13 protein-coding genes and 1 pseudogene are annotated in these 17,947 nt (G+C 42.4%); 4 read left to right on the top strand and 10 right to left on the bottom strand.

Going from position 1 to position 17,947, the window contains the following annotated elements; translation table 11 throughout:
* The first annotated feature begins 268 nt into the window (after nucleotides 1-268).
* The 3 genes from RMX89_RS15415 to RMX89_RS15405 all read left to right on the top strand — a co-directional run bounded on the left by RMX89_RS15415 (nucleotide 269) and on the right by RMX89_RS15405 (nucleotide 2,336).
* A complete protein-coding gene (locus tag RMX89_RS15415; protein ID WP_322670026.1) occupies nucleotides 269-454 on the top strand; it encodes a hypothetical protein in 186 nt (61 codons plus the stop codon).
* 47 nt (nucleotides 455-501) lie between these two features.
* Nucleotides 502-1,089: a hypothetical protein gene (locus RMX89_RS15410; RefSeq protein ID WP_322689513.1), complete on the top strand. Its 588-nt coding sequence runs from the start codon at nucleotides 502-504 to the stop codon at nucleotides 1,087-1,089.
* A 242-nt stretch (nucleotides 1,090-1,331) separates the two neighbouring features.
* Entirely contained in the window at nucleotides 1,332-2,336 is a 1,005-nt protein-coding gene (locus RMX89_RS15405) for an HNH endonuclease (RefSeq protein ID WP_322689512.1), read from the top strand.
* On the opposite strand, the gene RMX89_RS15400 is transcribed toward RMX89_RS15405, so the two are convergent.
* Together RMX89_RS15400 and RMX89_RS15395 are read right to left on the bottom strand one after the other, a co-directional pair.
* Complete coding sequence (locus RMX89_RS15400) at nucleotides 2,320-3,621, bottom strand: response regulator (RefSeq protein WP_322689511.1); 1,302 nt, start codon at nucleotides 3,619-3,621, stop codon at nucleotides 2,320-2,322. The genes RMX89_RS15405 and RMX89_RS15400 overlap by 17 nt on opposite strands.
* Nucleotides 3,618-6,491: a CHASE2 domain-containing protein gene (locus RMX89_RS15395; RefSeq protein ID WP_322689510.1), complete on the bottom strand. Its 2,874-nt coding sequence runs from the start codon at nucleotides 6,489-6,491 to the stop codon at nucleotides 3,618-3,620. The genes RMX89_RS15400 and RMX89_RS15395 overlap by 4 nt, the downstream gene beginning before the upstream one ends.
* 9 nt (nucleotides 6,492-6,500) lie before the next feature.
* Between RMX89_RS15395 and RMX89_RS34515 the strand changes: the two genes are divergently transcribed.
* Nucleotides 6,501-6,689, top strand: a complete 189-nt coding sequence (locus RMX89_RS34515; protein WP_416211983.1) for a KOW motif-containing protein — start codon at nucleotides 6,501-6,503, stop codon at nucleotides 6,687-6,689.
* Here RMX89_RS34515 and RMX89_RS15390 read toward each other — a convergent pair.
* The 8 genes and pseudogenes from RMX89_RS15390 to RMX89_RS15355 form a co-directional block, all read right to left on the bottom strand.
* Nucleotides 6,682-7,602, bottom strand: a complete 921-nt coding sequence (locus RMX89_RS15390; RefSeq protein ID WP_322689509.1) for a DUF928 domain-containing protein — start codon at nucleotides 7,600-7,602, stop codon at nucleotides 6,682-6,684. The genes RMX89_RS34515 and RMX89_RS15390 overlap by 8 nt on opposite strands.
* A gap of 194 nt (nucleotides 7,603-7,796) precedes the next feature.
* Entirely contained in the window at nucleotides 7,797-10,358 is a 2,562-nt protein-coding gene (locus tag RMX89_RS15385; protein WP_322689508.1) for a CHAT domain-containing protein, read from the bottom strand.
* A gap of 278 nt (nucleotides 10,359-10,636) precedes the next feature.
* Nucleotides 10,637-10,833, bottom strand: a pseudogene (locus RMX89_RS15380) (IS1 family transposase); the annotation flags it as partial.
* Between the two features lie 12 nt (nucleotides 10,834-10,845).
* Nucleotides 10,846-13,335, bottom strand: a complete 2,490-nt coding sequence (locus RMX89_RS15375) for an S-layer family protein (RefSeq protein WP_322689507.1) — start codon at nucleotides 13,333-13,335, stop codon at nucleotides 10,846-10,848.
* Nucleotides 13,336-13,984: 649 nt separating this feature from the next.
* Nucleotides 13,985-14,152, bottom strand: a complete 168-nt coding sequence (locus tag RMX89_RS15370) for a CopG family transcriptional regulator (protein ID WP_322662451.1) — start codon at nucleotides 14,150-14,152, stop codon at nucleotides 13,985-13,987.
* Nucleotides 14,153-14,554: 402 nt separating this feature from the next.
* A complete protein-coding gene (locus RMX89_RS15365; protein WP_322689506.1) occupies nucleotides 14,555-15,901 on the bottom strand; it encodes a DUF4910 domain-containing protein in 1,347 nt (448 codons plus the stop codon).
* Nucleotides 15,902-16,046: 145 nt separating this feature from the next.
* Nucleotides 16,047-16,964 carry an NAD(P)-dependent oxidoreductase gene (locus RMX89_RS15360; RefSeq protein ID WP_322689505.1) on the bottom strand — a complete coding sequence of 306 codons (918 nt, stop codon included), beginning with the start codon at nucleotides 16,962-16,964 and terminating at the stop codon, nucleotides 16,047-16,049.
* Nucleotides 16,965-16,999: 35 nt separating this feature from the next.
* Nucleotides 17,000-17,884 carry a hypothetical protein gene (locus RMX89_RS15355; protein ID WP_322689504.1) on the bottom strand — a complete coding sequence of 295 codons (885 nt, stop codon included), beginning with the start codon at nucleotides 17,882-17,884 and terminating at the stop codon, nucleotides 17,000-17,002.
* Nucleotides 17,885-17,947: the final 63 nt, after the last annotated feature.

The following is a 17,947-nucleotide window of genomic DNA, read 5'->3' as shown; positions in this document are numbered from 1 at the left end:
AAAGTTACAGCTTAGAAACTCGGAGTTTGAGTAGAGAACTCGTAATCTCAAGTTCTAAAGCTCAAGTTCCGAGTTTGGAAGCTCAATTTAATCGTATTTTCCGAGTCACCTTTTTTAGCAGCGTAAGTGACAAATTCCTTAGTATTAAGGAAAGCTGGGGATAAAGGAAGGACGCGTAGGCGCAGCCTGTTGTAGACATCGCAAGAAGGCGGGGTGTAGTCCATCGCAGTAACAATCAATTTTCTCAAAATTACCGAAAGCCTTGCTGATGTGGGTTATTGAAATGATGAGTGCCGTTTTGTTGGGAAATATTGAGTCAAGATTTGATTTGGCAGCTTTTGTGTTACAAAAACCACTTTTATGGGAAAACTTAAAACAAGACCTTGTGTTGAAGATATTGGCTGTAATTCGTCAGCCAAACGCTAAAAATTACAACAGCCTGTGCATGAGTTGAAAGAATAACTTGACATTTTAAATAAAAATTATTGACCACTAACACTTATGGATTTACTTATCAACATTCTTAAACGTTTTTGGATAATTAATTGTTTCGGAATATTTGTTTTATCGGCTTGCACACCTGCATCATCCCAAGAAAAACTTTTAACATCCAAAGAAGGAAATTTTAGTATTTTAATGCCAGGGACTATTTTAGAAGAAGCTAGTTCTCCAACAAAAGGGATTAATAACCGAAATTGGGCAACTATTAAGAGTGAATCTATATATTCAGTGACCCATTCAACTCTTCCCAAAGAAATAGCCCCGCAGAGAATTCCAAAAGTTTTACAGCTTCTAGTTAAAACTGCTAATCAAACAAATTTTATTCAAGGTAAACAAATATCTCAGTCTTCCGTTAATCAAAGTGGATATAACTGCCAAGACTTTACTTTAATGGGCAAACCCAGTACTTCCTTGCAAGAAGAAATTAAGAAAAAAGGATTGAATATAAATAATAAATTATTATATCAGAGAAGTCTGCTTTGTATGAAGAAAAATTATGCTGTTGAAGCTGTAATAATAACCCCATCATCTGAAGAACTAAAAACAAATGGTGCATCTTTTATTAAATCGCTAAACCTCAAACCATGAGGCTATTTTTTAGTAATTGGTATGACCATTACTGTTAGTATACTTGTAACTTTATGGCTGAGACTGCATGGCATCATTTGCTGTACATAATCGGACAGTGAAGTTTTTAAAAGTAACATACACAAACAATATAAAATGATTACTATATCTTTAAAATTTTTGTAAGCAAATTCGTCATGAATGCTGAGGTGCTTCTTAGTTTGAGAAAGAGAAACTGGAGCAAACACTCCACGGCATAAAACATGGATTTTATTAACGAAGCACAAAAGTTGGCAGATACGGTTAGAGATAAAGCTCAAGAAGCAGCCAACAATGTAGTAAACGGGATGAATGAGGTAGTTGATGGAATCAAGAACGCTACTAGCGAGATGACTACTTCAAGTGTCCATGCAGTCAATGATTTACAAAGTTTGTCAACCATCGCAACACAATCAGGTTTTCAAACTGTTCAAAATGTTAGTCAAACATTTCAACAAACTGCTGTTGGAGTTGCCGCATCTAGCATGGTTATGGCTGATGCTTTGCAAAATTTACCAAAGACAGCTGCCGAATTAGCTCAAGAGATGCCCAAGATTGCAAATCGGCTGAGATATCGTGCTGGTGTTCGGGTAGGAGACTTACCTCGCTCTGATGCAGATGTCATGAAGCTTTTTGAGAAAATTCCTGGCACATCAAAGCTTGGAGGTAAAGAATATACAATTCGTCAATTTCTTAGAGATAAGCATGGTAGCCATATCAATCCACGTTCCCAAAATGGCTCGAATGCTGCTGATAATATTCTTTGGGAAGTAGGTGTTGATAATCTCCGCCGAGGAGCCAAAGTAATGACCGTTGGCGAACAGTTTTATATTCGAGTTTATAATGCGGTAGATTCTATTGTCAGCAATTCTGGGACGATCGCGAAACTTGGGATTACTGCAACGGGAACAGCTATTCTTACTCAGGTTGTAGTCACGGCGATTTCCTACTCTTTGGATCTTTATCGAGGTGACATTACTGTTGAAGAGTATAAAAATCTAATTTTTGAAGCAGCAAAGGCAGCAGGTATTGCGACACCAATTGTTTTTTTAGTCTTGGTGGCTGTGTTAGCTTTATTTCCAGAATTTACAGTTATTTTGTCAGCACCAGTTGTTGTTGCAGGCTTCAATGCTTTATTTGGTATTAGTATTGCTACACCCATTATTCAATCGCTAGTTCGTCATATCGAAGCTGGAGGTTTTGGCATAGAAACTACATCGGCAGAGTAATAATAAATTTTGTCCCCTCACCAGGTGTTGATAAGCATTTGATTTGTCCGTTGTGTTTGTCAACAATAATTTGGTAGCTGATCGCTAATCCTAGCCCGGTTCCCTTGCCCACAGCCTTGGTTGTGAAAGATTGCTCAAAAATTCGAGATTGCACCTCAGTAAGCATACCGGGGCCGTTATCTTGGATGCAAATTGTGACGGTTTTTTGTTGGGGATCGACCGATGTGGTAATGGCGATCGTGTTCGGGCAAACAGCAATATCTCGATCGCAATTGTTTTGATGGAGTTCATCAAATGCATCAATGGCATTAGCGATGATATTCATAAATACCTGGTTCAGTTGTCCGGGATAGCAACTGATTGGAGGTAACTCACCGTATTGTGTGACAACCTGGATTTTAGGGCGATCGCCATTGCCTTTGAGTCGATGTTTCAACAGCATTAAGGTGCTATCGATTCCTTCGTGAATCTGAAACTCCACCTGAGATGAAATATCTGCGCGAGTAAAAGTTCTCAAAGAAAGACTGATATCTTTCAGACGGGTAATTCCTTGGTGCATTGATGCCAGTAGTTTTGGCAGATCCTCTGTCAGATACTCCAAGTCGATTTCTTCAACAAGCTCTTGAATTTCCGAGTCTGGCTGCGTTAGCTTCTGCTGTTGCAGGCTTACTAAGCGAAGTAGATTATTTACATATTCCTCAATATAAGATAAATTTCCGCCAACAAAACCAACCGGATTATTAATCTCATGACCAATACCTGCAACCAACTGCCCTAATGTGGACATTTTCTCACTCTGGATCATTTGTAGTTGGGTTTGCCGTAATTGCTGTAGAGATTGAGTTAATTCTCTGGTGCGTTCTTGCACGCGTTCTTCTAGTGTGCGGGTGAGATGAGAAATCTTGAGGTGTAACTTTAAACGGGCAATAACTTCTTCGTGTTGGAAGGGTTTGGTAATGTAGTCAACTGCACCTATTTCCAATCCGGCCACCTTGTCTGTAGAATCAGATAGGGCAGTCATGAAAATTACTGGAATATTCTGGGTGATCGGATTGGTTTTCAGTCTGCGACAAGTTTCAAATCCATCAATACCTGCCATCATCACATCCAAAAGAATCAGATCGGGATGAGCATATTCTGTTTGTTCGATCGCTGACTCTCCATCTGTTGCCATGAGAGCTTTCCAGCCACACTTCTGAATCGCTTCAGATAGCACCTTGAGATTGTTTGGATTGTCATCCACTAATAGAATATGTATGGGTTTCGAGATCGGAACAGCGATCATGGATGTAACTCCGTTGTGACAAATGATTTGAGTAACTTACGGATTTTTCCGGTTTGGAAATTGGCAGTGAGTTTGCTTAACTCTGCTGCGAAGGGAGCTAATTGACTGTTTTCCTCAATTAGTTCTCTTAACATTCCCTCAATCGCCGAAATATCTCCCATCATTGCCAGATGATAGAGTTGTTGCAAAACATCTTGGGATGGTAGAACCCATTCACTACCAGTAATCTGCTCACCTTTGGGAGGTGAAGATTCGGCATATATCCATTCCACTCCCAAGAGCGATCGCAGTCTATTGAGTAGTTCGTCAATCTGGAGAGGTTTGGGTAGGAATGCTGTTGCCCCTGCCTCTAAACTCCGCTGACGATTTGACTCAAAAACGCTAGCACTAGAGACGATAATCGGAATAGAACAGGTTTGTGGATTCGCTTGCAGGTGAACCATTAGCTCAAAACCATCCATATTAGGCATCGCTAAATCGAGTAGAATCACATCTGGATTGTGTTCAATTGCTACTTGTAGCCCATGTTTGCCATCGGTTGCTTCCAAGGTTCGACAGCCAATTTCTTGCAGCAAATTGGTCAACATAGAACAGTGGTTGCGATCGTCATCGACAATCAGAATTTGAGGCGCACTACCCTGAATCCCGGTAATTTTCTGGGGAGTTGGCGTGTAATCCGTTGTAGACATCGCTCCTCCAAGCCAGTCATGAGCGAGTGGTACTGATACTGTCAAATCCAGCCAAAACAGACTTCCTTCACCCAGGTGACTCTGCACCTGAATTTGGCTTTCCATCAATGCCGCAATTCTTTGGCTAATCGCCAATCCCAAGCCAGTACCTTCAGATCGTTGCCCTGCTTCACCCACTTGCTCAAAGGGCAAAAAGATTTTCTCTAGTTGGTCTGGTGACATCCCAATGCCTGTATCTTCAATCTGAAAACGAATTTTCTGATGTGTCATTTGTCCATTGTCATTGGCCGTTTTAGACTCGTGACCAATGACCAATACTTCTCTATGAGAGGCTGCGCCAACGGCTTCGCTCAGTACAAGTGACGAATCACTAATGGCTTCCACTGTGAAGGTTACGCTACCGCTATCTGTAAATTTGATCGCGTTGCCCAGTAAGTTAATTAACACTTGTCGCAGTCGTTTTTCATCAGTTTCAATGGCAAGTGGTAGGCGATCGCTAATTAAGATATTAAATCCAATTCCTTTCTGTTCAGCCCGGATACCACAAATCTCAGTCACACCATGTAAGAAACTGGGCAGATGCACGCTAGTAAGAACCAAATCCAATTTCCTTGCTTCTATCTTCGAGAGATCGAGAATGTCATTAATCAGCATCAAAAGATGCGAGCCGCATTGGTAGATAATGCTGACTCCTTCTAGGTTTTTAGCTGTCATATTTGGCGATCCTTCTAGTACCTGGGCAAAACCAAGGATGCCATTGAGAGGTGTGCGTAGTTCGTGGCTCATGTTGGCGAGAAACTCACTCTTGGCCTGATTGGCAGCATCGGCAGCTTGCTTTGCCTCCACTAATTCATGAGTGCGTTCTTCGACTTTTGTCTCTAGGGTTTTGGAATAATCCAATAGTTGACTGTTGGCAATTTCTAGTTGGCGATTGGTTTCTTCTAACTTCCGCTGTTTGTAGGCATTAGTTGTTGCAATCACACTACCGATAAACGCGGTTAAGGTGGGTGTTACCGGAATTAAAACACCAGACAAAAACATCCCATAGCCACCCCATATATAGGCTCCACTGATGCCTACAGTTGCCCAAAGAATTTTGCCGCCAGGAATCCGCAGCTTGCTACTGGATAACAACCAACTGCCTGTAGAACCAATGACAGACGACAAAACAATCCAGAGTGATAAATAAATGCCAGAAACACCGTGCAGACTGGCATTTCCTGTTTTTGCTCCTCGTACTAGTTGATGAGCAATATTGGCATGAACAACCACACCTGGAGTCGGTTTTTGGGCAGATACCCAAGAAGAGAAGGGTGTGCTGAAGAAATCATTGGTACTGGAAGCAATCGATCCAATAAATACCATGCGATCGCGCATCAAATTTGCCGGAATTTTCCCTGCTAACACATCGCGCATCGCAACTGTCCGAAATGCGGCTTCTGTTCCATGCCAATTCAGTAGAATTTGATAGCCTCCTAAATCGGCATCGGTATAACCTGCTTCTTGATTTTGCAGTGGTAAGTAAATTTCTTTGCCCAACTGAAACTTTTGCTGTTGAGGGTCAATGCTTTCTAAGCTAATTTTTTCAGCTTCGAGGTATTTTAGGGCTACAAGGGTTGCTAGTCCGGCTTTAATGGTGTTTTTCTCTTTGGCATCTTCAGCTGTCAAGAGGGCGCGACGTACAAAGCGATCGCCATCCAAGACTAAATCTGCTAATCCTACCCGATCCTGTTTTTTCAATTCCGGCGGGGGATTGACGCGTTCGCCAGTAATTTTCTCAACTCCGATTAAATTGGGAGTGTTGCGAAAGACTTGAACAAGTTGCTCGTGTCCGCTTCCTTCCGGTAAATCTCGATAGAGATCCAAGCCAATGGCTCTCGGCTGCTGCGCCCGGATTTTTTCTAGTAATCGTGCCAGCGCCCAGTCTGGAACTGGCCATTTACGCACCGATTGAATATCGCGCTCATCGATTGTAACAATCACAATCTCATCTGCGTAGGCGTAGCCCGCCATAGGCATCGCCTGTGAAGATCGCTGGCGAACCCATTCGTCGCGAATTTTCCATTCCGGTAAATTGAAAAGTCCCAAAGATTGCCCAACCATAACAGTTAAGGCAACGCTAGGAGTAATAATCAAAACGCTGCGAGTGCGTTGGATCAAAGCCTGGAATCTGCGCCACATATTTGTGTCATGCAATGGGGATTGGGGAAGGTAGGGTTCCCTTTGGGGATAAGAAGTAATGGGGACTGGGTGGAAGTAAGAAGAGGAAAACAAAGGGGACAAGAGGGAATTATTGAACAAGTTTCTTCTTTGTCTCCCCCCTCTCCTTTGTCTAGCTTGTCTCTTCCCATACCCAATGCCCAAATTGGTATTAGTTAGTAGATGCTAATAAGTTCGCTGTTACAATCTCTTTCAAACTAACTGAGGATAGAAGTTCTTCCCATTGTTTGCGGAGAGTTGCATTGTTAGGTTGAGTAGTGTAGACCGATGCCAGTGTTGCCACACAGTCATACCAAACACCGTTTTTACCCAAAATAGTAGCCCGCTTCAAAGCATCTTGCTCTTGGATTGCTGTTGCCAACTCTGCACTGGGCTGGATACGCTGAATCCAACCATCGACGTAAGGCGTACTCGGGCTGAGTTGACCATCTACTTTCAGTGCTAGGAACCATTGATAGTTTTTACCAACGGCTAAAGCGGGTGCATTAGCTGGTAATTCGATCGCGATTACTCCGGTTTTTCCTGCAACTGAAATGTTCATCTGATGTTGCATATTGCCAGCTTCATCTTTGAGGCTGAACACTGCTTCCTCGGCATTGGAAGCTGGGAGATACACTAATATTGTGGGACGTTCTGATACTGTTGTGCCATAGAAATTTTGAGGCAAGAGGGCGATTAGCGCTGCTGGTTGCGTTGTACTTATAGTCGATGGATTCAAGTAGTAAGTACCAACACGAGAAGCTCCCGCACTTGCTTGTTGGGGAGCGCCTTTGCCAGGAGCAGGTGTAAAGAGCTTGCCGCGAGAAGCTCCTCCAGTTGCTTGTCTGGGCGCACCTTTGCCAGGGGCAGGTGTAAAGAGCTTGCCGCGAGAAGCTCCTCCAGTTGCTTGTCTGGGCGCACCTTTGCCGACAGCAGGGGTAAACATACTACCGCGAGAAGCTCCCCCAGTTGATTGTCTAGGAGAGCTACTGTTGGGGGGTGGGGTAAATGTAACAGCATGGGCAGTAGTCCATGTACTGCTAGCGATCAGAGCGATGACGCTCAATGTACTAGCTAAATATCGACGTTTCACGATCTTTTTCCTTATGTTGTTGAAATATGATACAAACAAAATACGTTTCTTTCGACTATGTTCAGAAGTTCAGATAATCAGTCTAAGTAAGAGTAAAATCAAGGAACTTCTACTAGCAGTATAGGCGATATGGAAAGTAACTGTTGTAAAAAATAGTCTAATTTATTTAGAATAAACTCCGTTTCATTACTTAGCTAAATCCAGTTGCCGATCAAAACAAAGCCAGACCAAAAGAACGGTTCGTGGAAATCAGTTTGGCGAATTAGGCTAATTTGTGCTTGTCTTAGTGCTTCGGCTTTAGTGATTTTGGGTTGTCGGAGTTGGTCATAGAAGCGAGTCATGAGCATCGCGGCTGCCCGATCTTTGACGGGCCATAGGGTGGCGATAGTTGAGCGAGCGCCGGATTTGACAGTCAACCCCGCCAGTCCCAGGACGGCGCGATCGTCGCCTGCGGCAGTATCGCAGGCACTTAGTACCAGCAACTCGATGGCTTTCGATGGATCGCTACCCCGATTTCTCAGGAGTTCAGATAATTCTTTAACATTGACTTGTCCATCCCAAGTGAGCAAGAAGGTGTCTTCGAGGCGGGAACTAAACTGTCCGTGGGTTGCTAGGTGGACAATACCTGCACTACTAGATTTCACGCGTTCAGCAAGGGCTTGACTGGTGAATTCCTGATTCAGTAACACCCTAGAAGATACCGCCTTGGAGATTTGTTTCACTTCTGATTCCACGGCGGGCAAAGCACTAAAGCCAGCGCGAGATTGGCTAATGCCACCGATGATCGCACTGATGTGGTTTTGATGAAGCGATCGCGTCGCCATTAGTTGCAATCCTGGTGAGAGTGCCACAGCATACTTCTCGATCAGATATTGCTTACCGTCAAAAAGAGCTGCTATGGGAATGTTCCGCAATCGACCATCCAAAACAAACACCAATGTCTTGGTATCAATAAATGCTTGCTCTGCTGACTCTGGACGAATCAACCAACCATAAATTTGTTGAGATAATCGATCTCGGTTTTTAGAATCCGAAACAGGGTTAAGAGCAACCAAAAAATTGTCTAGAGTCTGCTCAATTTCAGTTTGAGATTTGTGAGTGACATAGGAACGGAGTGGTTGCCCTGCTTTGGAGAGAATTACTGTTAAACGATCTGGCAGGATAATCGGATAAATGACCGTTGCAGTCGGATCGACTCGATCGATCTGTTGAGTTCTATCTAAACAGGCTTCCCGAAAAAAGTTATCGAGTTCCGCAATTTGCAGTGCCTCAATCAATTCACGAGCTTGGATTAGTTCTCCTTGACTAGGTTGATTTTCTAGAAGTAAATCAACCAGTTCTCGGTAGACAGGCTCCACACTGGTGCGAAAAGAGAACTGGACATCAGGGTTGATAGCCACCAAATCTCCCCGCAGTGCCTTTAAAGCGTTGACTGCTTCTGTATAAGCGGTAATCGCTTTTGAGCGATCGCCTTGTTGTTTATACAACTGTCCCACCTGCCAAGCAGATTGAGCAATGATATCGTTAGCTTGGAGTTGGCGGGCAATGTTAAGGGATTTCTGAGTTAACTCCTGTGCTTGGGATAACTGCTGTGTACGCTGATAGAGTTTTCCCCACTGATTGAGTGCATGAGCTTCGGCTTGAGTATCCTGGATTTGCTGTGCAGACTGGACTGTAACTGCCATCAGTTGCGCCAAATCTTTCAGAGGTAGAATTTGCTCAGAATTTGACTGGTGGTTGAGAGTGGCAACAAAATTGATCGCTGCGTAGAGTGAGGTGTGACTGGGGGACAGTTCCCGGAGTTGTTGGAGTAGTTGAGGTGCGAGTGGGTTAACAAACTCCAGTTTGTCGTAATTGAGGAAAAGTTTGAACTGAGCTAAACGGGCTTGTAATCGATCGCTTGGGTTAGTTGTTAAGAGTTGAGCCTGTTCAAAGTAATCTAATGCGGCTTCTGCATCTTGCAAGTCAACGGCAGTTTGGCCCAGGGCGATCAGAATAGAACTTAACTGAGGTTGGGCTGAAATTTGGCGAGCGATCGCTAAACTTTGTTCTAAAACCTGTTGACTTTTACTATCGCCAATTATTTGCAGAGCCAAACCAAGCGATCGCAGTCCACTGACTTTGACTTCATTATCCGGCATCCTTTGGAGTTTTTGAGTCAGTGCCTCTAACTGTTGTTTAGAACGGCGGTAAAATCCTAAAGTTTGTAAAGCTTGTGCCTGGTTGATTTGACTACCTAAGCTTCCCATTGTGTCGCCTGCTTGCTCATAATATTTTTGAGCTTGTTGCCAAGTGTCGAGGGCAGTTTCGGCTTTGCCAGTGTGCAATTGCAAATTTGCTTGCGTATTAAGTGCTTGTGCCCAGAGAATTGCATCAGCAGAGGGAATGGAGGTTTGCAACAGTTTCAGACTTTGCTCAATAGATTGTTGGGCTGCTTGCCATTGATTAAGTTCCTGTTGTGCCAGTGAGAGGTAACTTAAACTTAGAGCTTCATTCAAGCGATCGCCTTGGGCATGATACTGTTGTGCTGCCGTTTGCCAAATCGTCACTGCTTCAGCAAAGCGTCCTGAATGGTATAGTTTTCGTCCCTGTTTTAGCCAATTGCTAGGCTGGGAAGTTGATACTGACACATTCAGGGTAGAAGTTGTTGGTATTTGCAGAGATGCTCTAGCAGGTGTGATGGTTACTGTCAAACACAAGCTCAAAATACTCAGACTAATATATAGCCAATGACGTTGTTTAATTGGGAAAATCATCAGTAGTTCTCAGTATACATATTTAGGAGTTTCCATATTCTGTTACTTTCATCTTGATAGGATTGCTTAGAGAATTCCTGAGCAATTTAACTTTTTGGAACAGATGCACAAGTTAACTGCGGCTGTTTATTTGCAGTAGATTGGGTGGCAATTTTAATATTCCCTAAATGAGAAACAATGTCCCACAAGAATTTAAATGTTTCTGAACTGCGTAGGCTTTGCCTGCCGTTGGCGTTCGCGTTAGCGTCTCTGAAAGAGAAGCCTCTCGTAGAGAAGGCATCGCCGATCACCCAAGCTAAGATACCCTCATGAAAATGATTTATCGCCGTCCACAACCAAACTTTATTTTTTTGAACCGATGAATGTTTCTAGTTCATCTAAGTTCTCCAACTTCTGGCACGTCGTCACTAGGCGGTACGTCAGGTAGTTTAGAGCCTATTTGTTTTAACCAATAAATTACGGTTATATGGTGAACTCTCAAGACTGATTAATTTGGCGTTGCAGCACAGGTTAAAGATGATTGTATATACGCTGGTTGAACTGCAATTAACTCAATTTTACCGTCAGCGTTGCGCTGCCAAGTTGTAGCTTCAACGAGAACCTTTGAGGATGCTGGAATCTGGGCATTTAGCTCACCCGTTTTGCGGTAAGCAGATAAATCTCGTATATCATCCCAAGTTCGTAGGCGTAGCCCATCGTAGACATCACTCGTCACCTGATTAGGATTTTGCGGCACACCACCTCGTCCCGTTGCCACAAAGCGGCTGCCTTCACTGCCTGCACAGCCTGTAGCAATTTGCTGGGATGGATCGGTGACATTTGCAGGCAGTTCGACTAAACCAGAATTTGGATCGATACCGATAGTATTAACTTGAACCGTGCCACTTACCCCAAATTGGGAACTGGCGGTGATGTCACTATCAGAAGTGAGTTGGTTGCCAAAGTTCAGCCCAAAGATGCCTTGAGTAGTGATTTGGATATTACCACCTCTGCCTTGCACTGCATTGGCAATAATGTCGCTGTTTTTTAAGCCGACGATGATGGGTGCATTGATGTTTATATTACCTCCATTCCCCAATCCGCCAGCTGTTGAGGTTATCTGGCTATTGTCTTGCAGAAGTAACAGGTTTGTGGTGGATAATTTAATATTGCCACCATTACCGGATTCTGTTTGTGCTTGAATAAACCCTTGATTCTTTAATTGGATGCTGGCTGCATTGATGTTAATATTGCCACTATTTCCACTGCCTTGACTGGTGACACTGACTGTCCCGCCATTCGTCAGCGTTAAGTTCGGTGTGGTAATGCTCACAGTGCCGGCATTTGCTGTTAATATATCTGGCAGACCAAATCGTTTCCGCAATAATGAATTGGGTCGGATGGTGGAGGCGTTAATGCTACTATTAGTTGCCCGACCTTGACCACTGATGACGATCGCTTCAGCAGCATTAATGCTCAAATCTCCCCCATTACCTGCAAAAAATGCGGTAGTGGCAACTGCTCCGCCATCCAAAATTTGCAATTTCGCAGTATCCAGGGTCAAGGTTTTGGCACTTCCAGTTGCAAATGTAGTTGAGCTAATGTTGCTGTAAAGTCCAGAGGGACTTTCTCCCATCACCGTGGTATTGTTGTTGCGAATCGTCACTTTACCGCTAGAACCACTGCCAAAGGTAGCCGAAGATAGTGAGGCACCGCTTGAAACTAGTAGACTATTACTATTGACGAAAACATCACCAGCATTTCCAGTGCTTAGTGTAGTAGTGTTGAGTGTGGTGACGTCAGCAGGATTATTGGGTGAAAAGCCAGACAGTTCAATGGCGGTTGCATCAATGTAAATATTGCCACTCGGAGCTGTTCCATAAGTTGTGCTATTCAACCCCGCTCCCGACTTGATAGTGAGGTTGGGAGTAATAACGCTGATATTCCCACTAGCTCCGCTACCCAAAGCATCACTACGCACTCCGCTCCGAGTACCATCAGCTGTTTTGGCAATCAGATTAATGGACTCTGTAGCCTGAAGGCGAATATCACCACCGGGGAGATTGCCAAAATTTTGCGCCAGTACCAGAGAGCCATCGGTGAATTGAATTTGCCTACCCTGAATTTGAACGGAACCTGCATTCACACCGCTAATATCTAATAGCGATCGCTGTGCCAATTGAATATCGCCAAAGCTTTGTACATCGCCATATCCCAGTGTATAACCCTGTGCGGTTGGTATTAGGTTTACCAATGCTGTACCGTTTACACTACCCAATTCAACTCGCCCTCTTTCAGCGATCAGGTTTGCCCCATTTAGATTTATGTCGCCACCCACTAAGGCTAGAGTGTTTCCTGGCTGTACCCGCAGTTTTGTAGAACTGGGAGTCTGAATCGGGGGAAGCAGAGCCAGTCCACTGACATTCCTCAAAGTATGTCCTGTACCTTGAATGTTGATGGGTGCGGGATTGTTACCCAGTTGCAACCCAATGGGAACATTGATAGTCAACAACGGGGTAGCTTGGGAATTAATTGCGCTAAACTCAGCACCATCGGCAAATTTAATACTGCTGGCAGTTGTACCAATAAACGAACCCCCAATGTTTAGTTGGGCATTGGCTCCAAAGATGATTCCACTAGGGTTGATCAAGAAGAGACTAACGGGGTTGTTGCCGTTAATCGTCTGAATCAAGCCATCAATGCTAGAGATATTACCGCCAGTAACACGGCTGAAGATGGTAGAAATGTTGGGCGTGTTCGTTAAATCAAAAGTAGCCGAACCGCCAGTGGGAACCGAAAACTGCTGGAAACTGTGAAATAAGTTACTGTTGGCGGCACTACCATTAGTAATGGTGAAGTTATTACCGCTTTGGGAGACAGTAGTATTCAAGCTGCCATCAGGAGTTACCTGGGCGTTGGCAAAGCTGCACCAAAGTGGTATTACCATCAACGGCACTATTCTACTGCACAGACCCAAGGGAATGGAGGTCGTTGTCATTGCCAAGCCTTTATTTATACCTTGTATTTTAGGTTGCCCAAAATGGTATGATTTTGAACCCTTAACAAGGCGATCGCTTTCCTCAAAACGCTGAATAACTCACTGAAAAATACAGTCCATTTTCCTGAAGCGATCGCTTTTCACCGTCTACCGATATCAGGGGAATGTCCCAATCTGCCAAAACTCAATTGCGATCGCGCCGCAAATACATAGTGGTTGCTTTGCTGAGTATATTCTTGAAAAAAGCGCAAAGCCAGATATCAAGAAGGGTATTCTGCGCGAAAAAATGGATAAATTACTGCTTAAAGACAGCCACAAAACTTTAAATTTGGTGCTTTACAAAACACTTGCAGACTCGCTATTGCTACAAGTAAGCAAGCCAGTAAGAACATCTTGATGCTGAATTCTACCTTTTATTCAATTAATTTGATATTTTTAATTATGCAAGTGTATCAAAATGATTGCACGATATCCAAAGCAAAAGTCAGAGCGAAGATTTCCTCGGCTCTGAACTTTGTAAGAGAGTATTCTTATTTAAATTCCCTAACTTTACTTATAGGGATTCACTGTTAGCTGATAACTGTTAAGCAGCATATTTCACTGACAAATTAAAATGTACTTATTCTGTTTCACTTTTTTGCAGTTTAATTCATGAGCTTTCAGAGGCTTTTTCATCTTTAGGATAAAGAGAGCGAATTAACTCCCGAATTACATCAGTTGCTGGTCTGCCTGTCGTTGAACAGTATTGTTCAAGCTTCTGTGCCTCGCCTGATGTGAGATTGATTGTAAGTCGTTTAACAGCCCATTTTTTATTCATGTACTAGATAAGGTATGTTTTTGAAACTACTTCTCTAATATCAATCATCTAAACTGCTCTTACAATGGTATAAGTAATGACATTTAGTTCAAGTAATCATGAAGTTAAATAGGATATTTTTCCCAGCAATAGCGAAAATATGAAGTATATTCTAGATTATAAAGTTAAGCTACTTTCTAGGCAGTAATTATAAATAGGATGTAAAAATAATATTAAATATATGAATACAAAATAAGTATTCTCACAGAACGTTTAAACGCAGAGGGACACAGAGTATAGCGCAAAGGAGCGCAAAGTAAGTTTTGAGTCTATTCGCTACGAACTCAGGGTTAGCTGTGCTTAGTTGGTTTTAATTGTTAACATTGATTCTGACGCCTTGGCGGAGCGTCTCCGGCTTTGCTCCTAAATTATGACTTCTGAATTCTTCTTCAATAAGTCATGTCTTGATAATGTATCGGCAGCAGATTTAATTACATCAAATGGCATTGCCGACTTTTCTGCAATATCTAATAGAGTATGCTGACCGTCAGATAAATTTAAAACCCACAGGATTGCCATTTCATTTAGTCCGCTATCTTTGTTACCACCAACTGCTCGATATATTCCTCTTTTACCTAACTGTGGCTCACATTTAGGATTTTTGTTGTAGTAGATTTCGTTATTGTTGAGGATATGCAACATTGAATGACATTGAAAGAATGACTCGGCTAGATATTGGGGTTGAACGAAATTTAAATCGTCTGCTGAGGTATGGTATTCAGGAAAACTACCATGAGGCGATCGCATGAAGCAACCTACAGCTAAATTAAATCCTGGCGAGCAATATTGTCGCTCATCATAGCCATAGGGGAAGAAATCTATAATTTTGTGATCTTGTTTTGAGTTTTTGAGTACATAAGCAGCAACTTTATCAATTTCAGTGTCACCTCTACGGCTTTTTTTGTAGGTAAAGTTGCCTGCATCTCCTAAACAAGTTAATACCAAGCCATGTTTAATGTTATTGACTTGAGCTTCATTAAGAGCCAACCATGTAATTGAGCCAATGGTTCCGGGAATCCAGAGAAATCTGTAGGAATATCTTGATGTCGTTTGAGTTAAATATCTAGCCAGAAAAGTAGCGATCGCAATTCCCGAAAGATTATCATTACACAGTGAAGGATGACACGCATGGCAAGAAATCAAGACTTCATCAGTACTGTCCCCTGGAATATAATACTCACCATAAGTCAAATAACCTGGTTGCAGAGAAGAATCAATACATACTTCATATTCTTCATCTTTTAGTTGCAAATACTGATTGTGAGTCAGGCAAAAACCCCAACTTTCCTTGTAATATGAAGTTCGGTAAGGAATCCAATTAGGATAATCGGCAAGTGTAAATAGATGCGATTTAAGTTCTGGAAGAGATATTTTTTGATGTATAGGAATACTATAGTTAACAACGTGCAAATTTGAATTAGTAAAATCTACAATCTTTTCACCTTGAGAGTTTTTAATATAGGCATCTTTAATATTCCACTCATTAGGGACTGTCCAATCAAATACCTCTGTTCCTGTTGGCACTTCATGAACTGACAAAGGAATATACTGCTGGAGACTTTTTAAAGTTTCTCTAAAACCATTACCTGTAATACTACGGCAAATGGGATATAAATCAGAAATTAGTTGGTAAATTTCTAGACTGATATCCTTTAAGTTCAAAGAATTTTTTAAATCGACTAAATTAATATTCTGAATATCTGCAACCATAAATAGAATCCTTGTGAACTTGTGTATCTAATCTTTTATCCTGAAATCAAGGGGTATCTTTACGTCTACACGTAGTATCAATTGAGTTGGGGTTTAAATTCCCAACTTCAACTGTCTTTAATTTTGAATTTTGAATTTTGAATTGTTAATGATGTTTTGTATACCAATTTACAGTCAATTCTAAGCCCTTCTTTAGAGGAATTGAAGGTTGCCAACCCAGTTTATCGTATGTATAAGCCGTATCAGCTACTCTTATTCTTTCCATCGGGCGCTCAGGTAAAGCACCAAATAGAGGCTGGATTTGAGGGTTAACCAGATTAACAAGCTGGGACACAACTGCATGAATGGGTACTAGTTCTCCCGAACCTAAGTCAAATGTACAACCCTCTACATTAGGAACTTGTGTTACAGCCAGAAGTCCTGCAATCACGTCATCGATATAAATCCAATCAACTTGACGCTTTCCACTACTAAGTTTTGGAGCTTGCCCTTGCAACAAGGAAAGAATAACAGAAGGAACGATCTTATACACATTTTGCCCTGGCCCATAGGTCATAAAGGGTCTAACAAGAACTACAGGTGTCTGATAGAGTCGATGGAACATCCGACCATAAGTACTACTAGCAAATTTAGCAATAGCGTAAGGAGAAGAAGGAACTACTTCAGGACGATCTTGTTCTGGTTCCTCTAAAGAAGCTATTAACACAATGCGACTACAGCCAATTTCGGCAGCTACCGTCAACAAGTTAATAGTACTAGTCAGTAAACTGTGAAAGGTAGGCAATATGAACTCTAGATTAGGAACTGCTGTCACAAGACCGGATAAATGGAAGATTAGGTCAGGTTTAATGCTGTGGAAAAGATTTTGAACAAACTTAATGTCTTCCATGTCACCGTGCCACCATCGCAAGCAGCTGATATCAGAAGTATGAAAACTGCGAGAAACAGCATGTACTTCTGCACCATTCTGGCATAAATGACGGACTAAATGAGATCCTAGAAATCCGCTAGCACCTGTAATTAGTATTGTTTGTCCAGACAATTTTTCAACAGAGTTCACCATTTATACAGACTGGAGTTGGGAAAACAAAAGTTATTCTACAAGAGATTGTTTGTTGTAGACAACAACAATGTGTCAGTAATCGGATAGAAGTCAGTGCCTCGTAAGAAGTCGCCTAAAGAAGTTCCTGTACAAGCTGAATCAATATTTGGCGCACCCTTTTGAGCTATGACATCATCAAAATGTACAGTTCTAAAGTCAATACTAAAACGGGTATAGCCTGATGTGTTGGGAATAGTGGAGTGCATCTGCGCTCCTGAAAAGAGAATCATGCCACCGACTTGTGTAATTAACCGCAATTGCGGCTCCATTTCTAAAGTTTCTTCTGCATGGGGTTGCTTGCGCGTATCTGTTTTAATATGCTGTGCCGCATTTTTGCGACTTTCTTTAGTCCACTGAGCGTAGTCATAATCCCTTGAGGTATTCTTAACTGGTTGACTCCAGTAGCGGGGATGGAATGCCATCGCATTCTCTGGGGTAATATCGTAGACGGGAATCCACCAGTTGATCTGGCACTGAGGAGCAGAGTACCAGGTGTCACGATGAGGATGGAAAGCGTAAGCAATGCCAGCAGTCAGATAGCGATCGCTGGTTGCTGTTCTCAGGCGAGGTACATCGAAATAGGTTTTGTTTAAGTCACATCCACTTTCTTTCAAGATGCCTTGAATGAGTTGTTTAGATTCAGGATGATGGATAAAAGCTGGCTTGAGTTGTGCTAAAATATCAACGTATTTCTCTACAGGCAGACTATGTTGTGCTTCTCTGGGATCTAAAGGGGCAAATGCTTCTTCAACCATGCCACGAGCAAAATCGCATAGAGCGATCGCACTGGCGCAAGGAGAAAAGACAAACACTTGTCCATCATAAAGATGCTTGCGTCTGATTTCATCACTAAAAATCGAATCAAAATAAATTGTACTCACTTCGCCCTCATTTGCTGTAACAAAGTTTGAACACAGTATTAAGTATGAAAATCAAAATTTAAT

This window comes from Nostoc sp. DedSLP04, assembly GCF_034530775.1.
Classification (GTDB): domain Bacteria; phylum Cyanobacteriota; class Cyanobacteriia; order Cyanobacteriales; family Nostocaceae; genus Nostoc.
This window is presented reverse-complemented; position numbering and strand designations above follow the sequence as displayed.

What these genes read in the sequence shown, in the direction of transcription:
- RMX89_RS15415 (WP_322670026.1), top strand. Translation starts at nt 269, where the DNA reads ATGTGGGTTATTGAAATGATGAGTGCCGTTTTGTTGGGAAATATTGAG.
- RMX89_RS15410 (WP_322689513.1), top strand. Translation starts at nt 502, where the DNA reads ATGGATTTACTTATCAACATTCTTAAACGTTTTTGGATAATTAATTGT.
- RMX89_RS15405 (WP_322689512.1), top strand. Translation starts at nt 1,332, where the DNA reads ATGGATTTTATTAACGAAGCACAAAAGTTGGCAGATACGGTTAGAGAT.
- RMX89_RS15400 (WP_322689511.1), bottom strand. Translation starts at nt 3,621, where the DNA reads ATGATCGCTGTTCCGATCTCGAAACCCATACATATTCTATTAGTGGAT.
- RMX89_RS15395 (WP_322689510.1), bottom strand. Translation starts at nt 6,491, where the DNA reads ATGTGGCGCAGATTCCAGGCTTTGATCCAACGCACTCGCAGCGTTTTG.
- RMX89_RS34515 (WP_416211983.1), top strand. Translation starts at nt 6,501, where the DNA reads ATGCAATGGGGATTGGGGAAGGTAGGGTTCCCTTTGGGGATAAGAAGT.
- RMX89_RS15385 (WP_322689508.1), bottom strand. Translation starts at nt 10,358, where the DNA reads ATGATTTTCCCAATTAAACAACGTCATTGGCTATATATTAGTCTGAGT.
- RMX89_RS15375 (WP_322689507.1), bottom strand. Translation starts at nt 13,335, where the DNA reads ATGACAACGACCTCCATTCCCTTGGGTCTGTGCAGTAGAATAGTGCCG.
- RMX89_RS15370 (WP_322662451.1), bottom strand. Translation starts at nt 14,152, where the DNA reads ATGAATAAAAAATGGGCTGTTAAACGACTTACAATCAATCTCACATCA.
- RMX89_RS15365 (WP_322689506.1), bottom strand. Translation starts at nt 15,901, where the DNA reads ATGGTTGCAGATATTCAGAATATTAATTTAGTCGATTTAAAAAATTCT.
- RMX89_RS15360 (WP_322689505.1), bottom strand. Translation starts at nt 16,964, where the DNA reads ATGGTGAACTCTGTTGAAAAATTGTCTGGACAAACAATACTAATTACA.